We start from the raw sequence: 23538 nt of genomic DNA on the forward strand, positions 1-23538 counted from the left end.
TACTGTCGGGTCATGGAAGGCATCACGACCGGCACGACCGACCCGTCCGCGCACCACCTCCCGCCCGCCGGGTACGACCCGTCGGCCGTCGAGCGCTGGGCCGCCGAGCCCGACAAGCGGCCCGGCCGCACCGCCTTCCAGCGCGACCGGGCCCGCGTGCTGCACTCCGCCGCGCTGCGCCGCCTCGCCGGCAAGACGCAGGTCGTCACCCCCGGCGAGCAGAGCCAGGTGTGGGACGCCAGCCCCCGCACCCGCCTCACCCACTCCCTGGAGTGCGCCCAGGTCGGCCGGGAGCTGGGCGCCGCCCTCGGCTGCGACCCCGACCTGGTGGAGGCCGCCTGCCTCTCCCACGACCTCGGCCACCCGCCCTTCGGGCACAACGGCGAACAGGCGCTGAACGAGTTCGCCGGCGACTGCGGCGGCTTCGAGGGCAACGCCCAGTCGCTGCGGCTGCTCACCCGCATCGAGCCCAAGCGGTTCACCCCCGACGGCTCCGTCGGGCTCAACCTCACCCGGGCCACCCTCGACGCGGCCACCAAGTACCCCTGGCCGCGCGGCGCCCACCCCACCGACCCGGCCTCCGTGAAGTTCGGCGTCTACGACGACGACCGCCCCGTCTTCGAGTGGCTCCGCAAGGACGCCCCCGGCACCCGCACCTGCTTCGAGGCGCAGGTCATGGACTGGGCCGACGACGTGGCGTACTCGGTCCACGACGTGGAGGACGGCCTCCACGCGGGCCACATCGACCCCAACTGCCTGCACGCCGACCCCGAGCGCGACGCCGTCTTCGCGGTCGCCGTCGGCCGGTACGTCCCGGCGGACACCGACCCCGCCGAACTGGCGGAGGCCCTCGACCGGCTGCTCGCCCAGGAGTGGTGGCCGCACGGCTACGACGGCACCGCCGTCGCCCAGGCCCGCCTCAAGGACGCCACCAGCCAGCTCATCGGCCGCTTCTGCCTCGCCGCCGAGGGCGCCACCCGGCAGGCCTGGGGCGGCGGCCGCCTCACCCGGTACGCGGCCGAGCTGGTCGTCCCCCGCTCCACCCGCATGGAGTGCGCGGTCCTCAAGGCCGTCGCCGACCGGTACGTCATGCAGCGCGCCGAGCAGGAGCGGCTCCGCGCCGACCAGCGCGTCGTCGTGCTGGAGCTGGCTCAGGCGCTGACCGCCCGCGCGCCCGAGGGACTGGACCCGCAGTTCCGCACGCTGTTCGACCGGGCGCCGGACGACCGCGCCCGCAAGCGGGTCGTCGTGGACCAGATCGCCTCCCTGACGGACGCCTCCGCCCGCTCGCTGCACGCCCGGCTCACGGCCCGTACGTGAGGCAGACGTGAGAGAGGTGGCCTGATCGGGTCACTCCCCCTTCCCGCAGCCCTCCGCTTGCGGGAGGCTCGCTGGTGGCAACGCTCGAAGGAGGCATTCACGTGGTCGACGCGGATCAGACTTTCGTCATCGTGGGAGGCGGCCTGGCCGGCGCCAAGGCGGCCGAGACGCTGAGAGCGGAGGGCTTCACCGGCCGCGTGATACTGATCTGCGACGAACGCGACCACCCCTACGAGCGCCCGCCGCTCTCCAAGGGCTACCTCCTCGGCTCGTCGGAGCGCGGCAGCGTCTTCGTGCACGAGCCCGCCTGGTACGCGCAGCACGACGTCGAACTGCACCTCGGCGCGACCGCCGCCTCGCTCGACCGCGCCGCGAAGACCGTCCGCTTCGGCGAGGACGGCACCACCGTCCGCTACGACAAGCTGCTGCTCGCGACCGGCGCGGAGCCCCGCCGGCTCGACATCCCCGGCACCGACCTCGTCGGCGTCCACCACCTGCGCCGCCTCGCCCACTCCGAGCGCCTCAAGGGCGTCCTCACCTCCCTCGGCCGGGACAACGGCCACCTGGTGATCGCCGGCGCGGGCTGGATCGGCCTGGAGATCGCGGCGGCCGCCCGGCACTACGGCGCCGAGGTCACCGTCGTCCACCGGGGGCCGACCCCGCTGCACTCGGTGCTCGGCCCCGAACTCGGGGCGCTCTTCGCCGAGCTGCACAGCGAGCACGGCGTGCGGTTCCACTTCGGCGCCTCGCTCACCGAGATCACCGGCCAGGACGGCATGGTCCTCGCCGCCCGCACCGACGACGGCGAGGAGCACCCGGCGCACGCCGTGCTCGCCGCGATCGGCGCGGCCCCGCGGACCGCCCTCGCGGAGGCGGCGGGCCTGGAGCTGGCCGACCCCGCGTCCGGCGGGGGCGTCCTCGTCGACGAGCGTCTGCGGACGTCCGACCCGGACATCTACGCGGCGGGGGACGTCGCGTCCTTCCCGCACGGGCTGTTCGGGACGCGGCTGCGGGTGGAGCACTGGGCGAACGCGCTGAACGGCGGGCCTGCGGCGGCACGGTCCATGCTGGGGCGGGACGAGATCTACGACCGCGTCCCGTACTTCTTCACCGACCAGTACGACCTGGGCATGGAGTACTCGGGGTGGGCGCCGCCCGGGTCCTACGACCAGGTGGTCATCCGGGGCGACGCGGGGAAGCGGGAGTTCATCGCGTTCTGGGTGCGGGAGGGGCGTGTTCTGGCGGGGATGAATGTGAATGTGTGGGACGTCACGGGTCCGATCCAGGCGTTGATCCGGTCGCGGGAGGTTGTGGACACGGAGGCATTGGCTGATCCGCACGTGCCGCTTGAGGGGCTTGTCGCCTAAGGGGGTGCCGGGAGCTGTCGCGGCGCGGGTGCGGCTGCGTTGTGGCTGGTCGCGCCCACGCGGCGGAGCCGCACATGTCACACCCCCGCCCCCCTTTGAGGGGGTTGCGGCGACCGGAGATGTCCGACGCGACCCGTAGAATTCACGCGTGGCCGGGAGGATCAACGACGAGGACGTGAAGGCGGTTCGGGACGCGGTCCCGATCGACGCCGTGGTGTCCGAGTACCTCCAGCTGCGGAACGCGGGCGGCGGCAACCTCAAGGGCCTCTGTCCGTTCCATGACGAGAAGTCGCCGTCCTTCCAGGTCAGCCCGAGCAAGGGACTCTTCCACTGCTTCGGCTGCCAGGAGGGCGGCGACACCATCACGTTCGTGATGAAGATCGACCACCTCACCTTCTCGGAGGCGGTCGAGCGGCTGGCCGGGCAGGCCGGCATCACCCTGCGCTACGAGGAGGGCGGGTACAACCCGTCCCACCAGCGCGGTGAGCGGATCCGCCTGGTCGAGGCGCACAAGCTGGCCGCCGAGTGGTACGCGGAGCAGCTCGCGACCAGCCCCGAGGCGGAGACCGGCCGGGTGTTCCTCGCCGAGCGCGGATTCGACCAGGCCGCCGCCCTGCACTTCGGCGTCGGCTACAGCCCCCAGGGCTGGGACCACCTCACGCGCTTCCTGCGCGGCAAGGGCTTCAGCGACAAGGAGCTGGTGCTCTCCGGGCTCGCCCAGGAGGGCCGCCGCGGCCCGATCGACCGGTTCCGGGGCCGGCTGATGTGGCCCATCCGCGACATCGGCGGGGACGTCGTCGGCTTCGGCGCCCGCAAGCTGTACGAGGCGGACAACGGCCCGAAGTACCTCAACACGCCCGACACGGCGATCTACAGGAAGTCGCAGGTCCTCTACGGCATCGACCTGGCGAAGAAGGACATCGCGAAGTCCTCCCGCGCGGTCGTCGTCGAGGGCTACACCGACGTCATGGCCTGCCACCTCGCGGGCGTGACCACGGCCATCGCCACCTGCGGCACCGCGTTCGGCACCGACCACATCAAGATCCTGCGGCGTCTGCTGATGGACAACGGCTCGGCGCGGGTGATCTTCACCTTCGACGGCGACGCGGCCGGGCAGAAGGCGGCCCTGCGCGCCTTCGAGGACGACCAGAAGTTCGCCGCCGAGACGTACATCGCCATCGCGCCCGACGGCATGGACCCCTGCGACCTGCGGCTCGCGAAGGGCGACGAGGCGGTCGCCGACCTGGTCGAGCCGCGCACCCCGCTGTTCGAGTTCGCGCTGCGCCAGATCGTCAGCCGCTACGACCTGGACACCCCGGCGGGGCGCGCCGCCGCCCTGGACGAGGCCGCGCCGGTCGTCGCCCGGATCAAGAACAGCGGCGCGCAGCACGAGGTCGCCGTCCAGCTCGCCGGGATGCTCGGCATCCTGGACACGCAGTTCGTGGTCAAGCGGGTCGCCCAGCTCGCCCGCTGGGCCCGTGACCGCGGCGGCAAGGGCCCGGCCCCGGAGCGCGGCCGTCCAGGAGGCGGCGGCCCCCAGCAGTACGCGGCGGCCCCGGCCGCCCCGCGCGGCCCCGCCCTGAACCTCCGCAACCCGGTCTTCGCGACCGAGCGCGAGCTGCTCAAGCTGGCCCTCCAGCGCCCGGAGCTGGTCTCGCCGGCCTTCGACGCGTACGGCGTCGACGAGTTCACCGCCCCGCCCTACGCGGCCGTGCGCCAGGCGATCCTGGACGCGGGCGGCGCCGAGTACGGCGTCCAGGACCCGCAGGAATACCTGATCCGCGTCCGCGACGCGGCCCCCGACGACACGGTCCGCGCCATGGTCACGGAGCTGGCGGTCGAGGCGATCATGCTGCACCGGGGCGTCAAGGACGCCGACGAGACCTACGCGGGCGCCCAGCTCGTCACGGTCCGCCGCCGCGCCGTCGAACGCCGCATCCGCGACATCACCAGCCGCCTCACCCGCCTCGGCAACCACGGCGACCCGAGCGAACTGGCCGCCGTCCAGAACGAACTCTGGGTCCTCCAGCAGTACGACCAGGCCCTCCGCGAACACGGCGCGGCAGCGCTCTAGGCACCCTTCTCCTGCGAACACGCCCCGCTCCGAGGGGGTTGACCCCTCCGGATGACCGCGCGGTGACCGGGCGGATGCAAAAAGTCATCGCACGCCCCTCGTGGGGACGATGTGTCGTACCCCACACTGGGGGGCGGTGCCTGAGTCCTCGGAGCGCGGCCGGCCCGTCGGTGACGGGTCGCACACCCCCGCGGTTCCGCTCATCGCGTACGGGACGGACAGCGGCGAGGCCGTCGACTCCGCCCCTGAAGTACCGCTGCCCCACCCCCAGGCAGCGATCATCCTGGAGGTCGCCCCCGTGCAGACCCAGACCCTCACCCAGAGCGACAGCGAGGTCGTCGGCGCAGCGCCGGACGCGGATCTGCTGCTGGGAATGCCCGCGCAGACCCGCGTCGGACAGCGTCCCGGGACCGGTCCCGAGCCGCCCGCGCAGGCGGAGGACCCCGTCGAGGCCGGGCCGCCGGACGTCGTGGAGCCGGCCGAGCCGCCCGTCGATCCGCGGGTGCGGCCCGAGACCGGCGGTCCTTCCTCCGACCTGTTCCGCCAGTACCTGCGGGAGATCGGACGCATTCCGCTGCTCACCGCCGCCGAGGAGGTGGAGCTCGCCCGCCGGGTGGAGGCCGGGCTGTTCGCCGAGGAGAAGCTGCGGCTCACCCCCGACCTGGACAGCCGGCTCGCGCACGACCTGGACCGGCTCGTCGTCATGGGCCGTATGGCCAAGCGCCGGCTGATCGAGGCGAACCTGCGGCTCGTGGTGTCCGTGGCCAAGCGGTACGTGGGGCGCGGGCTGACCATGCTCGACCTGGTGCAGGAGGGCAACCTCGGCCTGATCCGCGCCGTCGAGAAGTTCGACTACGCGCGCGGCTTCAAGTTCTCGACGTACGCCACCTGGTGGATCCGGCAGGCCATGTCCCGCGCCCTCGCCGACCAGGCCCGCACCATCCGCGTGCCGGTGCACGTCGTGGAGCTGATCAACCGCGTGGTGCGCGTGCAGCGGCGGATGCTCCAGGAGCGCGGCTACGAGCCGACGCCGCAGGAGGTCGCCGCCCATCTGGACCTGCCGCCCGAGCGGGTGGGCGAGGTGCTGAGGCTGGCCCAGGAACCGGTGTCGCTGCACGCGCCCGTGGGCGAGGAGGACGACGTCGCCCTCGGCGACCTCATCGAGGACGGGGACGCCGCCAGCCCCGTGGAGTCGGCGGCGTTCCTGCTGCTGCGTCAGCACCTGGACGCGGTGCTGTCCACCCTGGGGGAGCGCGAACGCAAGGTCGTACAGCTGCGCTACGGACTGGTCGACGGCCGCCCCCGCACCCTCGAGGAGATCGGCCGCCTCTTCGGCGTGACCCGCGAGCGGATACGGCAGATCGAGTCCAAGACCCTCAACAAGCTCCGCGACCACGCCTACGCCGATCAACTGCGCGGCTATCTGGACTAGTCGGCGGGGTGCCGGAGACCCGGAGACACGTCTCCGGCACCCCTCACCCTCAGTCCACCTCCGCCACCGCCTGCGCGAACTGCGCCTTGTACAGCCGGGCGTACGCCCCGTCCGCCGCCAGCAGCTTGTCGTGCGCGCCCTGTTCGACGATCGCGCCGTTCTCCATCACGAGGATGGTGTCCGCGTCGCGGATCGTGGACAGCCGGTGCGCGATGACGAACGACGTGCGGCCGTGCGCCAGCCGGGCCATCGCCTTCTGGATCAGCACCTCCGTCCGCGTGTCCACGGAGCTCGTCGCCTCGTCCAGCACCAGGATCACCGGGTCCGACAGGAATGCCCGCGCGATGGTGATGAGCTGCTTCTCGCCCGCGCTGACCCCGCTGCCCTCGTCGTCGATGACGGTGTCGTACCCGTCGGGCAGGGTGCGGATGAACCGGTCGGCGTGCGCGGCCCTGGCCGCCTCCTCGATCTCCTCCCGGGTGACCTCGCGCGACGCGCCGTACGCGATGTTCTCCGCGATGGTGCCGCCGAACAGCCAGGTGTCCTGCAGCACCATGCCGATCCCGGCGCGCAGTTCGTCCCGCGTCATCCGCGCGATGTCCACCCCGTCCAGGGTGATCCGCCCGCCGGACACCTCGTAGAACCGCATCAGCAGGTTGACCAGCGTGGTCTTGCCGGCGCCGGTCGGGCCGACGATGGCGACCGTGCGGCCCGGCTCGACCGTCAGCGACAGGTCCTCGATCAGCGGCTTCTCCGGGTCGTAGCGGAACGACACGTGCTCCAGCTCCACCCGCCCGCGCAGCTCCTCCGGGCGCTCGGCGGGCGACGGGTCGGCCTCCTGCTCCTCCGCGTCGAGGATCTCGAAGACCCGCTCCGCGGAGGCGACGCCCGACTGCACCAGGTTCGCCATCGACGCGACCTGCGTCAGCGGCATCGAGAACTGCCGCGAGTACTGGATGAACGCCTGCACGTCCCCGATGGACAGCGACCCGGACGCCACCCGCAGCCCGCCGACGACCGCGACCAGCACGTAGTTGAGGTTCGACACGAACATCATCAGCGGCTGCATCACCCCGCTGTTGAACTGCGCCCGGAACCCGGCCTCGTACAGCGCCTCGTTCTCCTCGGCGAACTTCCGCGCCGACTCCTCCTGCCGCCCGAACACCTTCACCAGGGCGTGCCCGGTGTACATCTCCTCGACGTGCGCGTTGAGCGTGCCCGTGGAGCGCCACTGCTGCACGAAGTGCGGCTGCGACCGCTTGCCGACCCGGGTGGCGACGACGAACGACAGCGGCACCGTCACCAGCGCGACGAGCGCCAGGATCCACGAGACGTAGAACATCATCGCCAGCACGCCGATGATGGTCAGCAGCGAGTTGATCAACTGCCCCATCGACTGCTGGAGCGTCTGCCCGATGTTGTCGATGTCGTTGGTGGCCCGGCTGAGCACCTCACCGCGCTGTCGCTTGTCGAAGTACGACAGCGGCAGCCGCGACAGCTTCGTCTGCACGTCCTCGCGCATCCGGAACATCGTGCGGTTCACGGCCCGGTTCACCAGCCGCGTCGCCACCGCCATCAACAGCCCCGCCGCGCCGAACACCGCCAGCGCCAGCAGCAGCACGTGCCCCACGGCGGTGAAGTCGATGCCCTGACCCGGTGTGAAGTCCGTGGAGCGGAGCATGTCGGCGACCTGGTCGTCGCCGCGCTCCCGCATCGACTCCAGCACCTGCTCCTTGGTGGCGCCCTCCGGCATGTCCCGGCCGACGATGCCCGCGAACACCAGGTCGGTGGCCCGGCCGAGTATCTTCGGCCCGACCACGCTGAGCCCCACGCTCACGACGACACAGGCCAGCAGCCCGTACATGGTGAGGCGTTCCGGCCCGAAGCGGCCGAGCAGCCGCTTGCCGGAACCCTTGAAGTCGATCGACCGCTGGCCGGGAGCGACCCCCGCCGTCATCCGGCCCCCTGGCCCCGCCATCAGGCCGCCTCCGCTTCCGTCAGCTGGGAGAGCACGATCTCCCGGTAGGTCTCGTTGTCCGCCATCAGCTCGTGGTGCCGCCCGGTGCCGACGACGCGCCCCTCGTCCAGCACCACGATCCGGTCGGCGTCGCGGATGGTCGCCACCCGCTGGGCGACGATCACCACCGTCGCCTCGGCCGTCTCCCGCGCGAGCGCCGCGCGCAGGGCCGCGTCGGTGGCGTAGTCGAGCGCGGAGAAGGAGTCGTCGAAGAGGTAGATCTCCGGCCGCTGCACCAGTGTGCGGGCGATCGCCAGGCGCTGGCGCTGGCCGCCGGAGACGTTGGTCCCGCCCTGCGCGACCGGCGCGTCGAGCCCGCCCTCGAGACGCTCCACGAACTCCTTGCCCTGCGCGACCTCCAGCGCGTGCCACAGTTCCTCGTCCGTGGCGTCCGGATTGCCGTAGCGCAGATTGGTCGCCACCGTGCCCGCGAACAGGTACGGCTTCTGCGGCACCAGCCCGACGGTCCGCGCGAGCAGCGCCGGGTCGACGTCCGCCACCGGCACCCCGTCGACCAGCACCTCGCCCTCGGTCGCGTCGAACAGCCGCGGCACCAGCCCCAGCAGCGTGGACTTGCCGCTTCCGGTGGAGCCGATGACGGCGGTGACCTCGCCGGGCCGCGCCACCAGGTCGACCGCCCGCAGCACCGGCTCCTCGGCGCCCGGGTAGCGGAAGCCCGCGCCCCGGAGCTCCAGATGCCCGTGCCGGCGCAGCTCGGTGACGGGAGCGCCGGGCGGCACCACGCTCGAGGAGGTGTCCAGCACCTCCTGGACGCGCTCGGCGCACACCTCGGCGCGCGGCACCATCATGAACATGAACGTGGCCATCATCACGGACATGACGATCTGCATCAGATAGGCGAGGAACGCCGTCAGATCGCCGATCTGCATCCCGCCGCTGTCGATGCGGTGCGCGCCGAACCACACCACCGCGATCGACGACAGGTTCACCACCGTCATGACCACCGGGAACATCAGCGCGAGCAGATTGCCGGTGCGCAGCGACACATCGGTCAGCTCGGTGTTGGACCCCTGGAACCGCCGCTGCTCGTACGCGTCGCGCACGAACGCGCGGATGACCCGGTTGCCGGTGATCTGCTCGCGCAGCACCCGGTTCACCGTGTCCAGCCGTTCCTGCATGGTGCGGAACAGCGGCCGCAGCCGGCGCACGATCAGCGTCACGCAGACGCCCAGCACCGGCACCACCGCGACCAGCACCCCGGACAGCGGCACGTCCAGACCGAGCGCCAGCACCACACCGCCCACGCACATGATCGGCGCCGACACCATCAGGGTGAACGTCATCAGGGTGAGCATCTGGATCTGCTGGACGTCGTTCGTCGTCCGCGTGATCAGCGACGGCGCCCCGAAGTGACCCACCTCCCGGGCGGAGAAGGACTGCACCCGGTCGAACACCGCGGCGCGCAGGTCCCGCCCCAGGGCCGCCGCGGTCCGGGCCCCGTAGTACACGGCGCCGACGTTGCAGACGACCTGCGCCAGCGAGATGCCGATCATCAGTCCGCCGTAGCCCAAAATGTAACCCGTGTCACCTTGGACGACACCGTTGTCGATGATGTCGGCGTTCAGCGTGGGCAGGTAGAGCGTGGCGCAGGTCTGCAGGAACTGCAGGGCCACCAGAAGAACGAGTGATTGTCTGTAGGGCCGTAGGCGGTCACGTAGAAGTCGTATGAGCACGCTGCATCTCTCGGAGTGGACGAAGGGGCCGATCGGTTGCCCGTGGCCCCTATCGTCGAACACTCCACCCGCGTTACCTCAACCCATTTACGGACCTCGGCGCGCCACCCCTTGGCTACTGCTGGAACGCCCCCGGGTGCGTCTGCTCCCGCACCGCCACGTACTGCTGGCGCACCGCCTGACCCACCGCCAGCTCCTCGCCCGGGTCCAGCACCTGCGCCACCGGACCCGGCCACACCGGCGGGGTCCGCGGATCGAGCGTGCCCTGCGAGACGCCGAGCGCCCAGGCCGCCTGCCGGGCCGCGCCCGTCGCCGCGTAGTCCGCGGGCTGCGGCACGACCACCTGCGCACCGAACAGCGCGGGCGCCGCCGCCTGCACGGCGGGCAGTTCGGCCGCGGGCCCCAGCAGGAACACCCGCCGCACCTCCACGCCCCGGCCGCGCAGCACGTCCAGCGCGTCCGCGAGCCCGCACAGCATCCCCTCGAACGCCGCCCGCGCCAGGTGCTCCGGCTTCATCGACTCCCGCCGCAGCCCCGCGAGGGTCCCGGCGGTGTGCGGCAGGTTCGGGGTGCGCTCGCCCTCCAGGTACGGCAGCAGCACAAGACCGTGCGCTCCCGGCGTCGACTTCATCGCCAGGTCGGACAGGCTCTCCAGGTCCGGCAACCCCAGCAGTTCCGCCGTGCCGCGCAGCGCGCGCACCGCGTTCAGCGTGGTGACGACGGGCAGATGCATGCCGGTGGCGTCGGCCAGCGACGTGATCATGCCGCGCCCGTCGACCAGCGGCTCGGGGTGCACGGCCATCACCGAGCCGGACGCGCCCAGCGACACCACCGCGTCGCCGAGCCCGATGCCGAGTCCGAACGCCGCCGCCATGGTGTCCGCCGTGCCGGCGGAGATCATCAGCCCCTCGGGGGTGGTGCCGGCCGCGTCGGCCGGGCCGATCACCTCGGGCAGCATCGCCTGGTGCCCGAGCGCCAGCTCCACCAGGTCGGGACGGTAACCGCCGGTCGCCGCCGCCCAGTAGCCGGTGCCGGAGGCGCCGCCCCGGTCCGTGGTCCGGCGCACCGGCCGGCCCAGCAGCTGCCACACCAGCCAGTCGTGCGCCTGCAGCAGCACCGCGGTGCGGGCGGCGTTCTCCGGTTCCGTACGGGCCATCCAGCGCAGCTTCGTCACCGGCTGCGCGGCGCCCGGCACACAGCCCACGGCCTGCGCCCACGCCTCGCGCCCGCCGAGCGCGTCGACCAGATCGGCCGCCGCGACCTGCGCGCGCTTGTCGCCCCCCGTCATCGCCGGGCGGACCGTGTTGCCCTGCGCGTCCAGCGGGACCAGGGCGCCCGCCTGCGCGGACACCCCGATCGCCTGCACGCCCTCCAGCAGGCCGCCGCTCGCGGCCTCGCCCAGGGACAGCAGCCAGGCCTGCGGGTCGACGTCCGAGGAGCGGCCGGCGTCGGGACCCTGCACCGGGTGCGGGGCGTACCCCTGCCTGAGCACGGCCCCGGTGTCCGTGTCACAGACGACGATGCGAGTGAAATCGGGCGCACTGTCCAGCCCGGCGACTATCCCCATACGGCGATTTTGCCGCATGGGGAGAGGTGCGGCGTCCGTCAGGTGTTGCTCGTGCCCCAGTCGTCCTCGGCCGGCCCGTGGGCGGCGCGCTCCCGCAGGGCGTGGACCCGCTGCGCGACCGAGTCGGGCATACGGTCGCCGACCTTGTCGCTCACCACGTTGTAGGCCTTGTCGGCGAACTCACGGCTCTGCTGGGCCGCGGTCTCCGCGGTGTTGCGCACCGCGGGGTTCTGCGCCAGCTGCAGCGCCGTCCTCTTCATCTGCTCGTAGCGCTCCCGCCCGGCTTTCGTGCCCAGCACGTAACCCAGGACGGCTCCGGCGACGAACGTGAGCCGGTATCGCATGGCGGCCACCCTTCCCGTTGTTCCAGTCTGCGTGGGTCTCCGGCGCGGCGACGGGCCGGGGAGTACCGATTGGCGGAGCACCCCCCTGCTTGCGCTAATGTATGTGTCGCAGCGAGCGCGCGCCCCCTGGCGAATACCCAGGCGGATGCGTTCGATGCAGAACGAGGCATTCCTCCGTAGCTCAATTGGCAGAGCAGCCGGCTGTTAACCGGCAGGTTACTGGTTCGAGTCCAGTCGGGGGAGCTCGGTCCTCCGTAGCTCAATTGGCAGAGCAGCCGGCTGTTAACCGGCAGGTTACTGGTTCGAGTCCAGTCGGGGGAGCATGCTGAACGAGGACCCCTACGGGGTCCTTTTTCATGTCCGGTGGAACCGCGCGCGGCGCGGCGCTGTCTTCAAGGTCAACAGGGCCGTACGCAGCCGACCATCCGAAGCAGGAGATCGTATGAGCGGCTATGCTGCGGCAGACGGCGCGCACACATGTACGCGACACGCCGTCATGGGGCGGTAGCTCAGCCGGTTAGAGCAGCGGACTCATAATCCGTCGGCCGTGGGTTCGAGTCCCACCCGCCCCACCACCCACTCACGGTTCTCCGGAACCGCCTCCCGCACCGGGGTCATCCGCCCCCGTGCGTCCCCCGTTCGGCGTTCTCGTCGGACGGCGTCGGCGCGTCCGACGGGTCACGTTCCCCTTCCGCCTGCGACGGCGTGGTGTGCATCACGTCGGGGGTGGTCCATTCGCTGTCGTCCCGGTCGCCCTCGGCCTGGGACGGAGTGTGCTCGCTCATCGTGCCGCCTCCCTGTCGCGGGGCCCGCCGCTTACGGCGACTACGAGTACCCCGCCGGCGGCGATGTCACCGCGCGGCGCGCCGGGCGAGGGCGCGGGCCAGCGCCGTGCGCACCTCCGGCGGCGGGGGAGCGCCCTCCGCCTCCGCGCACGCCGTCAGCGACTCCGCCACGGTCCGCAGCTTCGTGTTGGACAGCTGCGACGCCTCCCGCAGGATGTGCCACGCCTCGTCCGAGGAGCAGCCGTACGTCGCCATCAGGATGCCCCGCGCCTGGTCGATGACCGGGCGGGACGCGATCGCCTGCCGCAGCTGCTCGACCTCCTCCTGGAGCAGGTGCAGCCGCTCCTCGCGCTCCAGCGCCACCGCCGACCCGGCGGGCGAGGGGCGCGGCGCGGGGGAGCGCAGCGGGTCCGTGGTGTCCAGCCCGGCCAGCTCCAGGATGCGGCGCGGCTGGCCGCTCCAGCGGCCCGTGGTGACCGGCATGGACCGCCGGCGCGCGTGCTCGCGCAGCACGTCCAGGAACTCCAGACCCGCGGTGTCCATGAAGTGCACACCGCTCATGTCCAGGTCGACCCGCGCCGTCCCGGCGGGCAGCTCCGCCAGCTTCTCGGCCAGCATCTGGGCGCAGCCGCGGACCAGCTCCCCGCGCGGGGTGAGCAGCGCCCGGTCCGCGTCCATGCGACCGCCGATGACCAAGGTGTCCTGCCGTCCCGGGGGGAACGAAGCCGCGGAAGTCATGTCACCGCCCTGTCGGTGCTCGTGGGTGGCCGGCCGGGCCGTCCCGGCGGCCCCGGCCGCCGCCGGCACCCGCACGAGAGGCTGCGCACGGTACTGCTGCGCTGCGGATGCGCCTGCCCACCCTGGGCCGCGGTACACACCGCTCCGCGGGAACGGCCGGTAACGTGCGCGGGCCTGTCCGCGCGGCTGCGGACAGGCCCGAGTGGGGGAGGGCGAGGCGGCGAGGTGCGCCTCAGGCGCCCAGGGGGTCCAGCACCAGGGGGGCGATACGGCCCTCCAGCATGGCGCCGAGCCCCTCCACGGCGCAGAGCTCCGGCTGCTCCGCGATGTGCACCGGCATGCCGGTCGCCTGACGCAGCATCTGGTCCAGACCCGGCAGCAGGGCGCTGCCGCCGACCATCATGATGCCCCGGTCGGCCAGGTCGGCGACCAGATCGGGCGGGCAGTCCCGCAGCACCTTGCCGATGCCGTCGAGCACCGCGGTGAGCGGCGTCTGGATGGCCCGCCGCACCGCCGCCGTGTCCACCTTCACCGAGCGCGCGAGGCCGGTGGCGACGTCCCGGCCGTGGATCTCCGTGACCTTCGGCCCCTCCGGCGTCAGCCCGTTCCCCTCCAGCGCCAGCTGAAGAGGACGTACGGACTGGCTCGGCAGCATCAGCTCGTGCTGGTGCCGCAGGTGCTGCACGATCGCCGCGTCCACCGCCTCACCGCCCACCGGGATGCGCTCGGCCCGCACGATCGACCCGAGCGACAGCACGGCCACCTGGGTGGCCGCCGCCCCGCACACCATGATCATGGTCGCCTCGGGCCGCTCCACCGGCAGCCCGCAGCCGACGGCCGCCGCGATCAGCGTGTCCACCAGCTCCACCCGGCGGGCCCCGAGCCCGACCAGCGTCTCGATCGCGGCACGCTGCGCCAGCGGGTCGGCGTCGTGCGGGGTGCAGGCGGCCGCGCGCAGCCGGGGCCTGCGGCGCAGGGCACGGCGGGTGCGGTCGCCGATGAGCTGACGCAGCATCCGCTGCGCCATCTCGATGTCGACGACGGTCCCGCCGGTCACCGGCCGGACGACGCGGATGTAGTCGGGGGTACGCCCGGTCATCTTCTCCGCGAACTCCCCGACCGCGATCAGCGCTCCGGTACGGGTGTTCACGGCGGCGACGGACGGCTGGTCGACGACGAGGCCGGCGCCCTTGACGTACACCCGGGTGCGGGCCGCGCCCAGGTCGACGGCGAAGTGGCAGCGGCGCAGCTGCTCCAGACTGGCGGTCACGGCAGTTCCTCCCGAGTGCGCGGCCTGCGCCCGCCGGGCGGCGGGCCTCTTCGCATCGTGCGCGCAGGGCGGGGAAGGCGCCTTTTCTGGGGGGCCGGGCGAGGGGCCGCTGAATGGGGGGTGGGGGGGTGCGTGGCTCACATCGCGTCAGGTCGGCGGGAGTGGACTGACAGCGCTTCAGGACACCGTCCGCGGTGGGCGAGAGGCGCGGGCTGACGGCCCTGCAGGTCCCTTGCCGACGTCTCAGCAGGAACCCTCCGCCTCACCGCCCTCGGGCCCCACGATCCCCTGCACCACCCCCAGTTCCACCAGGTCCTGCGGCCTGATCCGCAGGGCGTCCGCCGTGGGTTCCACCTCCGTCGGAGGGCGTTTCAGGATCGCCGTCGCCAGTTCCGGGGCGATCACCGAGAAGTAGCTGTCCGGGGTGGCCCAGGTGTTGCCCGGGGCGGCCAGGGCCAGGGCGCCGCCCGAGCCGCCCTCGCCGATGACCAGGGTGGTCAGCGGGGTGCGGGCGGCGGCGACGGCGGCGAAGAGGCCGGCGATGGCCGCGCCCGCGCCCTGGCGTTCCGCGTCCGCGTCGTTGGCCGCGCCCGGGGTGTCGACCAGGGTCAGGACCGGGATGCCCAGGCGGTCGGCGAGGCGGACCAGGCGGGCGGCCGTGCGGTAGCCGGCGGGGCGGGTGGCCGTGCCGGTCTGGGCCGCGTAGGCGACCGTACGGCCCTGGTGGTCGCCGAAGCCGCAGAGCATGCCGTCCGGGTCGGCGCCGCCGCAGCGGTCGCCGGAGAGCTGGACGCGGGACGTGAAGTACGCGTCCAGGTACGCCGTGGCGCGCGGGCGGTGCGGTGCGCGGGCGCGGCGGACCGCGTCCCAGCCGGTGGAAGGGAGGTCCGGGACGCCCAGCGCGTGCGGTGGCGGGGCCGGGTCGGAGGAGGGGCGGGTCAGCAGGCGCAGCCAGCGGCCGAGGGTGGTGCGCAGCTCCTCCGGCGGGACCAGCGCGTCCACCGCGCCCGCCGCGACCTGCGCCTCCGCCGTGTACGCCGTCGGGTCCGCGTCCGGCGGGCGGACCCGGGAGCCGGCGAAGCCGACCTGCGCTCCGGGCAGGGCGAGCACCACGTCCGCGCCCGCGCCCAGGGTGGCCCAGCCGCCGCCGGTGGTCGGGTCCCTCAGGACGGCTATCTGGGGCAGGCGTGCCTCGCGGGCCCGCGCCGACGCCCGCGCGACCCGCTGAAGCTGCGTCAGGGCGAGCATGCCCTCCTGCATCCGGCTGCCGCCGGTGGCGACCAGGGACACCATCGGCAGCCGGTGGGCCATGGCGTGCGCGAACGCCGCCTCCAGGCGGTCGCCGGTGCCCTCGCCGAGGGAGCCGCCGAGGTAGCCGAACTCGAACGCGATCAGCACGGCCCGGGTGCCCTCGACGTCCGCGACCCCGCAGACCACCGACTCGTCCTCGCCGGTGCGTGCGGCGGCGCGGGCGCGGGACCCGTCGTAGCCGGGCCAGCCGAGCGGGCCGTCCGGCGCGGACTTCCGTGCGGAGTACGGCAGTTCCTCGAACGAGTCGGTGGCCAGGGCGAGGGCCTCGCGGGCCGACGGGCGGTCAGCCATGGGCCAGCGCCCGCTTCATGATCTTGCCCATGTCGTTGCGGGGCAGCACGTCGAGGTGGCGGACGACCCGGGGCCGCTTGTGCGGGGCGAGGCGCGCCGCCACATGGTCCGCCAGCTCCGCCAGGCCGGGCGGGGACTGCGGGTCGGCCGGCACCACCCATGCCACGATCCGCTCGCCCAGGTCCGCGTCCGGTTCCCCGGTGACCGCCGCCTCCTTCACGCCCGGGTGCTCCAGCAGCGCGTTCTCGATCTCGCCCGCGCCGATCTTGTACCCGCCGCTCTTGATCAGGTCGGTGGCCTTGCGGCCGACGATGCGGACGTCGCCGCCCGGGTCGCGGACCGCCATGTCGCCGGTGCGGAACCAGCCGTCCGCGGTGAACGCCTCCGCCGTGGCGTCGGGGCGGTTGAGGTACTCGGTGAACAGGTTCGGCCCGCGCACCTGGATCTCGCCCACGGTCTCGCCGTCGAACGACGCCACCGGGGCGCCGTCCTCCTCGACGAGGCGCAGTTCGACGCCGGGCAGCGGCACGCCGACCGAGCCGGGGCGGGTCTCGCCGTCGACGCGGACGCTGGTGTTCATCAGCGTCTCCGTCATGCCGTACCGCTCGACGACCCGGGCGCCGGTCGCCGCCGTGATCCGCTCGTGGTCGTGCACCGGCAGCGCGGCCGAGCCCGACACCAGCAGCCGGGCGCCGGACAGGGCCCGTACGAGGTCCGGTTCGGAGGGCAGCGCCTCCGCGATGCGGTGGTACATCGTCGGCACGCCGAACAGCATGGTCGCGCCGGAGTTCAGCTCGCGGGCCACGCCCTCGGTGGTGAACCGGCCCAGATGGCGCACCGACCCGCCGCGCCGCAGCGGGCCCAGGGTGCCGAGGACCAGGCCGTGCACGTGGAACAGCGGCAGCCCGTGCACCAGCACGTCCGCGTCGGTCCACCGCCAGGCGTCGGCGAGCGCGTCCAGCGTCGAGGCGATCGAACGGCGGGGGATCACCGCGCCCTTCGGCGGGCCCGTGGTGCCGGACGTGTAGACGATCAGGGCCGGGTCCTCCGGGTCGCGCTCCCGGTCGTCGGGCGCCGAGCCCGGGTCGGCGCCGCGGGCCGGGTCCACGTCGACGCGGGGCAGGGCGGCCGGAGCGTCGGGCAGCGGGACGCCGGGCGCGGTGAGGAGCACGTCCGGCGCGCTGTCGCCGAGGATGTGGTCCAGCTCCCGCTCGCCCGACTTCGGGTTGAGCGGCACCACGACCACCCCGGCGAGCAGCGCGGCGGTGACGGCGACGGCGGTCTCCAGGGCCGGCGTGGCCCACACGGCGGCCGTGCGCACCCCCTTGAGGTCCCCGGCCACCGCGCCGGCCGCGGCGGCGAGTTCCCCGTACGTCAGTGAGCGCTCGCCGAAGCGCAGCGCGGGACGGTCGGCGGAGCCGCCGGCCGGGCCGTCGGTGAGGGCCGGGAAGAGAGAGGACACGCGTCGTACTCCTTGGGTCGCTGTCGTCGCTGTCGTCGCTGTCGTCGCTGTCGTCGCTGTCGTCGCTGACCGCCGCATGGGCGGCCGGGGTGCGTCGAGGTCCGCCGGGTCCAGGGTGTCCTACCCCCAGCCGGGTACCACCATCACCAGCCACACCACCGCCGGGACCGCCGCCACGACGATCCCGCCGTAGGACATGAGCTGCCGGAAGAAGCGTTCGCGGTCGACGTCCGGGGCGGCGGCGAGGACCAGGGCGCCGTTGGTGGAGAAGGGGCTGACGTCCACCACCGTCGCCGACACCGCGAGCGCGGCCACCATGCCCACGGCGCCGATCTCGCCCTGCGCCAGGAACGGCACGGCGAGCGGGATCAGCGCGCCCATGATGCCGACGGAGGAGGCGAACGCGGACACGATCGCGCCGATGTAGCAGAGCAGCACCGCCGCGAGCAGCGGGACGCCGATGCCGCCGACGCCCTCGCCGGCCCAGGTGATGGTGCCCATCTCGTCCAGGACGCCCACGTAGGTGAGGACACCGGTGATCAGCAGCACCGTCGGCCAGGCGATCTCGGTGACCGCGCGGCGGCTGTCGTCCGGCCAGACGGTGCTCAGCACGACCGCGAGGGTGATGGCGGTGAGGCCCGCGTCCAGGTCGAAGCCGAGGACGGCGACGACGAGCGCGACCAGGCAGACGACGGTGGCGATCACCGGGGCGGTGAGCGGGACGGCGGCGGCCGGGGCGTCGGTACGGGTGAGCGTGGACGCGGGCGCGGTACGGGTGCCTCCGCCGCCACCCCCACTGACCGCGGTACGGCCCGGCTCGTCCTCCCTCTTCACCGGCGAGACGCCCGTCTCCGCGACCGCCCCCTGCCGCCACAGCTTCGGCCCGCCGCACACGGCGAACACCACCGCCGCGATGACCAGGTTCGCCAGCAGGGAGGCGAGGAACAGCGTGATCTCGCTGCCGGGGAGCTTCTCACGCTCCACGATGCCGTTGACGATCGAGCCGTAGATGCTGATCGGCGAGAAGCCGCCGGCCTGCGCCCCGTGCACCACCATCGCGCCCATCAGCAGCGGACTGATGCCGTACCGGGCGGCGAAGCTCAGGGCGATCGGCGCGACGATCGCGACCGCGGCCGGGCTGACCGCGCCGATCGCGGTGAGCGCGCCGGTCAGGGCGAACATCACCCACGGGATCAGCGCCACCCGCCCCCGCACCATTCGCACGGCCGCGTGCACCAGCCAGTCGGTGGTGCCGTTGGCGCGGGCCAGGGCGAACAGATAGGTGACGCCGACGAGGACGACGAACAGGTCGCCGGGGAAGCCGGCGAAGACGCCGTCCGCGTCGAGGTCGGCGACGAGCGTGCCGACCCCGAAGGCGGCGGCGAAGGCGAGCGCCCCCATGTTCACGGAGCGGGTGGTGGCGATGACGAACACCACCGCGAGGACGAGGATGGACAGGAGTTCGGGGGACATGCGGGCTCCCGAGTGGATGAGTGGCTGAACCACTTTCGGCGCTGGAATGGCGTGGTCCGTTCGGTGGCACAGCGTGCGGCCCGCGCGGAGGCGCGTCAAGGGGTCGCGCAGGAATTGGCTCAGCCACTCGTCCACTCGTGAAGACCCGGTGCTAATCTCCCGGCGAGAGGGGGACCGCCGTGACCGACGCCCTGCGCCCGATGGCGAAACAGCGCCTGTACGAACAGGTGCTGGACCGGCTGCGCCAGTACGTCGCCGAAGGCGGCCTGCGCGCAGGGGACCGCCTGCCGCCCGAGCGTGACCTGGCCCAGCGGCTCGGCGTGAGCCGCGCCTCCGTGAAGCAGGCGATCGTCGTGCTGGAGGTGCAGGGGCTGGTCGAGGCCCGGCACGGCGGCGGCACCTATCTCGTACGGGACAGCCTGGACGTCGAGCCGGTCGAGCGGATGGTGGAGCGGCGCCGGCGGCTGCCCGACGTCCTGGAGGCGCGGGAGGCCCTGGAGACCAAGCTCGCCGAACTGGCCGCCGAGCGGCGCACGGACGACGACCTGGCGGCGATGCGGTCCGCGCTCGCGCACATGGCCGAGGAGATCGAGGCGGGCGGCGCGGGCGTGGAGGGCGACCGCCGGTTCCACGCGGCGGTGACGGCGGCCGCGCACAGCGCCCTGCTCGCGGAGTTCATGCGCTCCATCGCGGAGCAGATCGCGGAGAGCCGCACCGAGTCGCTGCGCCAGCCCGGCCGCCCGAACCGTTCCCTCGCCCAGCACCGGGCGATCCTCGACGCGATCGCCGACGGCCGCCCCCGCCAGGCCGCCGCAGCGATGCGCCGCCACGTCCGCACGGTCGCCAAGGTGCGGCTGCTGGACTGGGACCCGGAGGACGACCGCTAGCGGCCCCGCTCGTGGTTGTTAGCCTCCTCGCGGAGCCGAAGTGGTGGTCGTGGGAGGGGTGAGGCGGCGTGGTGCGTGTCGCGCTGGTGACCTGTGCGGACGGGCCCGACGTGGCCGAGGACCGGGATCTGCCGGTGCTGGTGCGGGCGTTGAACGAGGCCGGGGCGGAGGCGTCCGCCGAGGTGTGGGACGACGACCGCGTCGACTGGGCCCGCTTCGACCTCGCCGTGATCCGCTCCACCTGGGACTACAGCTGGCGGGCGGCCGAGTTCACCGCGTGGGCCGAGCGGTGCGGGGCGCTGACCCGGCTGGCCAACCCGGCGGACGTGGTGCGTTGGAACACGGACAAGCGCTACCTCGCGGACCTCGCCGCGGCCGGGGTGCCCGTGGTGGAGACGCGGTACCTGGCGCCCGGGGACGCCGTGGACCTCCCTGACGGCATCGAGTTCGTGGTCAAGCCCGCCTCCGGCGCGGGCGCCCGGTTCGCGGCCCGCTACACCCCGGACGAGCACGACACGGCCGTACGGCATGTGCGGCGCCTGCACGACGACGGGTTCACGGCGATGGTGCAGCCGTACGTGCGGGCCATCGACAGCGGCGGGGAGCGGGCGCTGCAGTTCTTCGGCGGGAAGCTGCTGCACGCCAGCAGGAAGGGGCCGGTGCTCGCGCCCGGCACCCCCTACGACCAGCGGAAGACCGCCCACCCGGGGCTGACCGACTGGCACCCCACGGCGGACGAACTCACGGTCGCGGAAACTGCGTTGGCCGCCGTGCCCGGCGCGCCCGAGCTGCTGTACGCGCGGGTGGACCTGGTGACCGGGGACGACGGGCGGCCCCGGGTGATGGAGCTGGAGCTGGTCGAGCCGAACCTGTTCCTGTGGCTGCACCCCGAGTCGCTGCCCGTGGTCGTGGAGCGGATCATCGAGGCGGCGCGTCGCTGACGGCCGTGCGCTGGAGCAGGCCCCAGGTGAACTCCGCGACCACCTCGTGAGGCCGGCCCTCCGCGTCCGGGGCGGTGAAGGCGAGCCCCCACCGGGTGGGCGCCGAGCCCTCCAGCGGGCGGGCCGGGGCGAACGCGCGGGCCACCTCGTCCACCGTGCACGACCAGGGCGTGAGGTCCTCCAGCGTGCGCAGGGCGGGCGCGGGCGCGCCGGGCGCGCGGACCAGCCACTCGTTCCACACCGGGCCCCCGCCCGCCGGGGTCAGCACCTCGAAGCGCAGGTCCGGCCAGAGCGGCAGCGGCCACTGCCACGCCTCGCAGTCCAGGTCGCCGACCCGGCGCCGGGTACGGGACTCCGGCTCGCCCAGCACCGAGCGGTACCGGGACAGCGCCGGGCGGGAGCGCGGTGAGCGGACCATCGCCTGCCAGCGGCGGTTGGCCTCCCGCATGTCGGCGAGGGAGGCGCCCAGCGCGCGCCGGGCGTCCTCCACCAGGCCGGGGTTGTGGTCGGCCATGCGGCGCAGCAGCACCAGCTGGAAGTGGAACGGGGTGAACGGTTCAGGTGGGCGTCGTCCGGTGGGCACGGGACCCATCGTCGCCTACCGGAGGCTCTCCCGGGCGGCGGCCGTCCGGGAGGAACAGCACCGAGTTGACGTAACGGGGGCCGCGCAGCCGCTCGTGGGGGAGGATGCGGCGCAGCAGGCCGTGCGTGGCGACGTACGCGGTGCGCTGTTGGTGGGCCTCCAGCGGGAAGCGGGACAGCGGGATCCAGGTGCCGGCGGGCAGCACCCAGCCGTCGTAGCCCAGCAGGGACAGATACGTCACCACCGGGGCGATCGGCTGGATGCGTGACTCCAGTTCGATGAAGAGGGCCGGGCGGTCGCGGGCGAGGATGCCGGTCGCCCCGCGCAGCACCGCAGGCTCGTTGCCGTCCACGTCGATCTTCAGGAAGCCGACGTCGCGCAGGCCCAGGTCGTCCAGGGCGACGCAGGTGACGTCCAGGGCGTGCCCGTGGATGTCCCGGCGGACCAGCGAGGAGACGCCCTGCGCGCCGGCGTCGTCGTCCGGCAGCCACAGCCGGGCGATGCCGGGCCGGTCGGAGGCGGCCGCGCGGATCACCCGTACGTTCGGCGGGGCGGTCGCGCCGAGGAGCCGGGCCAGGCGCGGCACCGGCTCCAGGGTGACCACGCGGCGGGCGTGCCGGGCCAGCCGGTGCGTCCACGGGCCGTACCAGGCGCCGACGTCCACGGCCGTGTCGCAGCCCGGCGGACACAGGTCGGCCAGGCGGGCCAGTTCCGGCTCGAAGCGGGGGTAGACCGCGCGGGCCGTCGCCGCCACCACGCGCGCGGGCAGCACGGACGCCGCCCGCGCCGCGAGCGTGCGCCGCCCCGTCACGGCGCCGTCCCCGGGGCCTCGGCCGCCCGCGCCAGCAGCCGTTCGTGCTCCTCCTCCGGCACCTGCTCCCCGGACGACGGCAGCAGCTGCGGGATGCCGTCGACGACCGGGTAACGGCGGCGCAGCCGCGGGTTGTACAGCGCCTCCCCGTCCTCGTCGTCCGCGGCGAGCAGACGCAGCGGCCCCTTGTCGAGCGGGCAGGCGAGAATCCTCAGCAGCGGGTCGTCGGGCTTCACGGTGACGTCAACTCCTCGGTGTGGCGGGGGATCGGGGCGCGGTGTCGTGCTTGGGCATGGCCAGCAGCACGGTCACCGCGAGGACGGTGCCGAGCACGCGCAGCGCGAGGCGCAGCGGCTCGTCGGGGAGTTCCTCGCCGAACGACAGCGTGCCGAGCACCGCTGTGAACAGGCAGGTCACGGTCGTGCACACCGGCACGATCAGCGAGGCCCGGCAGCGCTGCAGCGCCGCCTGCGACATCACCAGCCCGAACGCCCCGGTGAACAGCAGCAGATACGGGTACGGGGAGCGGAGCAGGGCGACGACGGACGCGCCGATGCCTCCGGCCGTCAGGTGACCGGACACGCCCTTCACGGCGAGCGAGCTGACCCCGTAGAGCAGGCCCACGGCCACGCCGTACTCCACGCCGGTGGTGGGCAGACGGTGCCGGTGGCGGGCGTTGCGCTCGGCGGACGAGTACAGCCACACCCCGGCCGCCAGCGCCGGCACGCACACCAGCAGGATCAGCGGGTACGGCGCGTCCCGGCCCACCATGTCGGCGTCCGCGCCGCTCTCCCGCAGTGACAGCACCACCATCAGCAGCGCCAGCAGGATCGCGCCGAGCGCGTACCGCTCCCGGCCGCTGGTCTCCTCGCCCAGCAGCCGCGCCGACAGCAGCACCAGCAGCACCAGACCGGACACGAACAGGCCCTGCGCGGCGGCGATCGGCAGCGTGCGGTACACGGCGAGCTGGGCGGCGAACCCGGCCGCGAGGGCGAGGGAGCCGCCGATCCACAGCGGGCTGCCCAGCACCAGCCGCAGCAGCCGGGCCGGCCGCCGCACCGTCACCTCGGGCAGCGCGCCCAGCGCCCGCTTCTCCAGCACGAACCCCGCGCTGTACAGGACGTTCGCCAGCAGCGCCGCGGCCACTCCCCACCACATGTCCCCCCGCCCC

At 73.5% G+C, this 23538-nt stretch carries 20 protein-coding genes and 3 tRNA genes; 9 read left to right on the forward strand and 14 right to left on the reverse strand.

Annotated features, from left to right (window positions below; translation table 11 throughout):
* The first annotated feature begins 12 nt into the window (after nucleotides 1-12).
* The 4 genes from ACQY0Z_RS13130 to ACQY0Z_RS13145 all read left to right on the forward strand — a co-directional run bounded on the left by ACQY0Z_RS13130 (nucleotide 13) and on the right by ACQY0Z_RS13145 (nucleotide 6193).
* Nucleotides 13-1320, forward strand: a complete 1308-nt coding sequence (locus ACQY0Z_RS13130; RefSeq protein WP_189901718.1) for a deoxyguanosinetriphosphate triphosphohydrolase — start codon at nucleotides 13-15, stop codon at nucleotides 1318-1320.
* Nucleotides 1321-1421: 101 nt separating this feature from the next.
* The gene (locus ACQY0Z_RS13135) at nucleotides 1422-2687 is read left to right on the forward strand and encodes an NAD(P)/FAD-dependent oxidoreductase (protein WP_439812299.1); all 1266 of its coding nucleotides are present in this window, start codon (nucleotides 1422-1424) and stop codon (nucleotides 2685-2687) included.
* A 148-nt stretch (nucleotides 2688-2835) separates the two neighbouring features.
* Nucleotides 2836-4761, forward strand: a complete 1926-nt coding sequence (gene dnaG / locus ACQY0Z_RS13140; protein ID WP_347226055.1) for a DNA primase — start codon at nucleotides 2836-2838, stop codon at nucleotides 4759-4761.
* A gap of 136 nt (nucleotides 4762-4897) precedes the next feature.
* Nucleotides 4898-6193 carry an RNA polymerase sigma factor gene (locus tag ACQY0Z_RS13145; RefSeq protein ID WP_254587928.1) on the forward strand — a complete coding sequence of 432 codons (1296 nt, stop codon included), beginning with the start codon at nucleotides 4898-4900 and terminating at the stop codon, nucleotides 6191-6193.
* A gap of 49 nt (nucleotides 6194-6242) precedes the next feature.
* Here the strand turns inward: ACQY0Z_RS13145 and ACQY0Z_RS13150 are convergent, their stop codons facing one another.
* The 4 genes from ACQY0Z_RS13150 to ACQY0Z_RS13165 all read right to left on the reverse strand — a co-directional run bounded on the left by ACQY0Z_RS13150 (nucleotide 6243) and on the right by ACQY0Z_RS13165 (nucleotide 11815).
* A complete protein-coding gene (locus tag ACQY0Z_RS13150; protein ID WP_254587927.1) occupies nucleotides 6243-8171 on the reverse strand; it encodes an ABC transporter ATP-binding protein in 1929 nt (642 codons plus the stop codon).
* Nucleotides 8171-9904, reverse strand: a complete 1734-nt coding sequence (locus ACQY0Z_RS13155) for an ABC transporter transmembrane domain-containing protein (RefSeq protein WP_189901709.1) — start codon at nucleotides 9902-9904, stop codon at nucleotides 8171-8173. Before ACQY0Z_RS13155 ends, ACQY0Z_RS13150 begins: the two co-directional genes overlap by 1 nt.
* A gap of 115 nt (nucleotides 9905-10019) precedes the next feature.
* Nucleotides 10020-11471 carry a xylulokinase gene (locus ACQY0Z_RS13160; protein WP_189901708.1) on the reverse strand — a complete coding sequence of 484 codons (1452 nt, stop codon included), beginning with the start codon at nucleotides 11469-11471 and terminating at the stop codon, nucleotides 10020-10022.
* 38 nt (nucleotides 11472-11509) lie between these two features.
* A complete protein-coding gene (locus ACQY0Z_RS13165) occupies nucleotides 11510-11815 on the reverse strand; it encodes a YtxH domain-containing protein (protein ID WP_347226052.1) in 306 nt (101 codons plus the stop codon).
* 170 nt (nucleotides 11816-11985) lie between these two features.
* On the opposite strand from ACQY0Z_RS13165, the gene ACQY0Z_RS13170 reads away from it, so the two are divergent.
* From ACQY0Z_RS13170 to ACQY0Z_RS13180, 3 genes are all read left to right on the forward strand, one after another.
* Nucleotides 11986-12058 (forward strand) — tRNA-Asn (locus tag ACQY0Z_RS13170).
* A 5-nt stretch (nucleotides 12059-12063) separates the two neighbouring features.
* Nucleotides 12064-12136 (forward strand) — tRNA-Asn (locus ACQY0Z_RS13175).
* Between the two features lie 177 nt (nucleotides 12137-12313).
* A tRNA-Ile gene (locus ACQY0Z_RS13180) sits at nucleotides 12314-12390 on the forward strand.
* 39 nt (nucleotides 12391-12429) lie between these two features.
* Here ACQY0Z_RS13180 and ACQY0Z_RS13185 read toward each other — a convergent pair.
* The 6 genes from ACQY0Z_RS13185 to ACQY0Z_RS13210 form a co-directional block, all read right to left on the reverse strand.
* Nucleotides 12430-12600: a hypothetical protein gene (locus tag ACQY0Z_RS13185; protein ID WP_189901704.1), complete on the reverse strand. Its 171-nt coding sequence runs from the start codon at nucleotides 12598-12600 to the stop codon at nucleotides 12430-12432.
* Between the two features lie 66 nt (nucleotides 12601-12666).
* Nucleotides 12667-13338, reverse strand: a complete 672-nt coding sequence (locus ACQY0Z_RS13190) for an ANTAR domain-containing protein (protein ID WP_189901702.1) — start codon at nucleotides 13336-13338, stop codon at nucleotides 12667-12669.
* Nucleotides 13339-13570: 232 nt separating this feature from the next.
* Nucleotides 13571-14608 (reverse strand): rod shape-determining protein, encoded by a 1038-nt coding sequence (locus tag ACQY0Z_RS13195; protein ID WP_189901700.1) that lies wholly within the window; start codon nucleotides 14606-14608, stop codon nucleotides 13571-13573.
* 243 nt (nucleotides 14609-14851) lie between these two features.
* Nucleotides 14852-16210 carry a carboxyl transferase domain-containing protein gene (locus ACQY0Z_RS13200; protein ID WP_439812300.1) on the reverse strand — a complete coding sequence of 453 codons (1359 nt, stop codon included), beginning with the start codon at nucleotides 16208-16210 and terminating at the stop codon, nucleotides 14852-14854.
* A complete protein-coding gene (locus ACQY0Z_RS13205) occupies nucleotides 16203-17672 on the reverse strand; it encodes an acyl-CoA synthetase (protein ID WP_189901696.1) in 1470 nt (489 codons plus the stop codon). Before ACQY0Z_RS13205 ends, ACQY0Z_RS13200 begins: the two co-directional genes overlap by 8 nt.
* Before the next feature lie 120 nt (nucleotides 17673-17792).
* Nucleotides 17793-19145 (reverse strand): SLC13 family permease, encoded by a 1353-nt coding sequence (locus tag ACQY0Z_RS13210; RefSeq protein ID WP_189901694.1) that lies wholly within the window; start codon nucleotides 19143-19145, stop codon nucleotides 17793-17795.
* Between the two features lie 179 nt (nucleotides 19146-19324).
* Between ACQY0Z_RS13210 and ACQY0Z_RS13215 the strand changes: the two genes are divergently transcribed.
* Nucleotides 19325-20032 carry a FadR/GntR family transcriptional regulator gene (locus ACQY0Z_RS13215; RefSeq protein ID WP_189901692.1) on the forward strand — a complete coding sequence of 236 codons (708 nt, stop codon included), beginning with the start codon at nucleotides 19325-19327 and terminating at the stop codon, nucleotides 20030-20032.
* A 68-nt stretch (nucleotides 20033-20100) separates the two neighbouring features.
* Nucleotides 20101-20973, forward strand: coding sequence for an ATP-grasp domain-containing protein (locus ACQY0Z_RS13220; protein WP_189901690.1), 873 nt, complete (start codon nucleotides 20101-20103; stop codon nucleotides 20971-20973).
* Here the strand turns inward: ACQY0Z_RS13220 and ACQY0Z_RS13225 are convergent.
* The 4 genes from ACQY0Z_RS13225 to ACQY0Z_RS13240 are packed head-to-tail and all read right to left on the reverse strand — an operon-like array spanning nucleotide 20951 to nucleotide 23525.
* Nucleotides 20951-21565, reverse strand: a complete 615-nt coding sequence (locus ACQY0Z_RS13225; protein ID WP_189901688.1) for a hypothetical protein — start codon at nucleotides 21563-21565, stop codon at nucleotides 20951-20953. The two genes, ACQY0Z_RS13220 and ACQY0Z_RS13225, sit on opposite strands and share 23 nt — an antisense overlap.
* Entirely contained in the window at nucleotides 21531-22367 is an 837-nt protein-coding gene (locus ACQY0Z_RS13230; protein ID WP_439812301.1) for an FkbM family methyltransferase, read from the reverse strand. The genes ACQY0Z_RS13225 and ACQY0Z_RS13230 overlap by 35 nt, the downstream gene beginning before the upstream one ends.
* Nucleotides 22364-22603, reverse strand: a complete 240-nt coding sequence (locus tag ACQY0Z_RS13235; protein ID WP_189901687.1) for a Trm112 family protein — start codon at nucleotides 22601-22603, stop codon at nucleotides 22364-22366. Before ACQY0Z_RS13235 ends, ACQY0Z_RS13230 begins: the two co-directional genes overlap by 4 nt.
* Before the next feature lie 7 nt (nucleotides 22604-22610).
* Nucleotides 22611-23525: a hypothetical protein gene (locus tag ACQY0Z_RS13240; protein WP_439812302.1), complete on the reverse strand. Its 915-nt coding sequence runs from the start codon at nucleotides 23523-23525 to the stop codon at nucleotides 22611-22613.
* Nucleotides 23526-23538: the final 13 nt, after the last annotated feature.

The sequence above is a fragment of the Streptomyces sp. P9-2 genome (assembly GCF_051903975.1).
GTDB classification, from domain to species: Bacteria; Actinomycetota; Actinomycetes; order Streptomycetales; family Streptomycetaceae; genus Streptomyces; species Streptomyces cellulosae.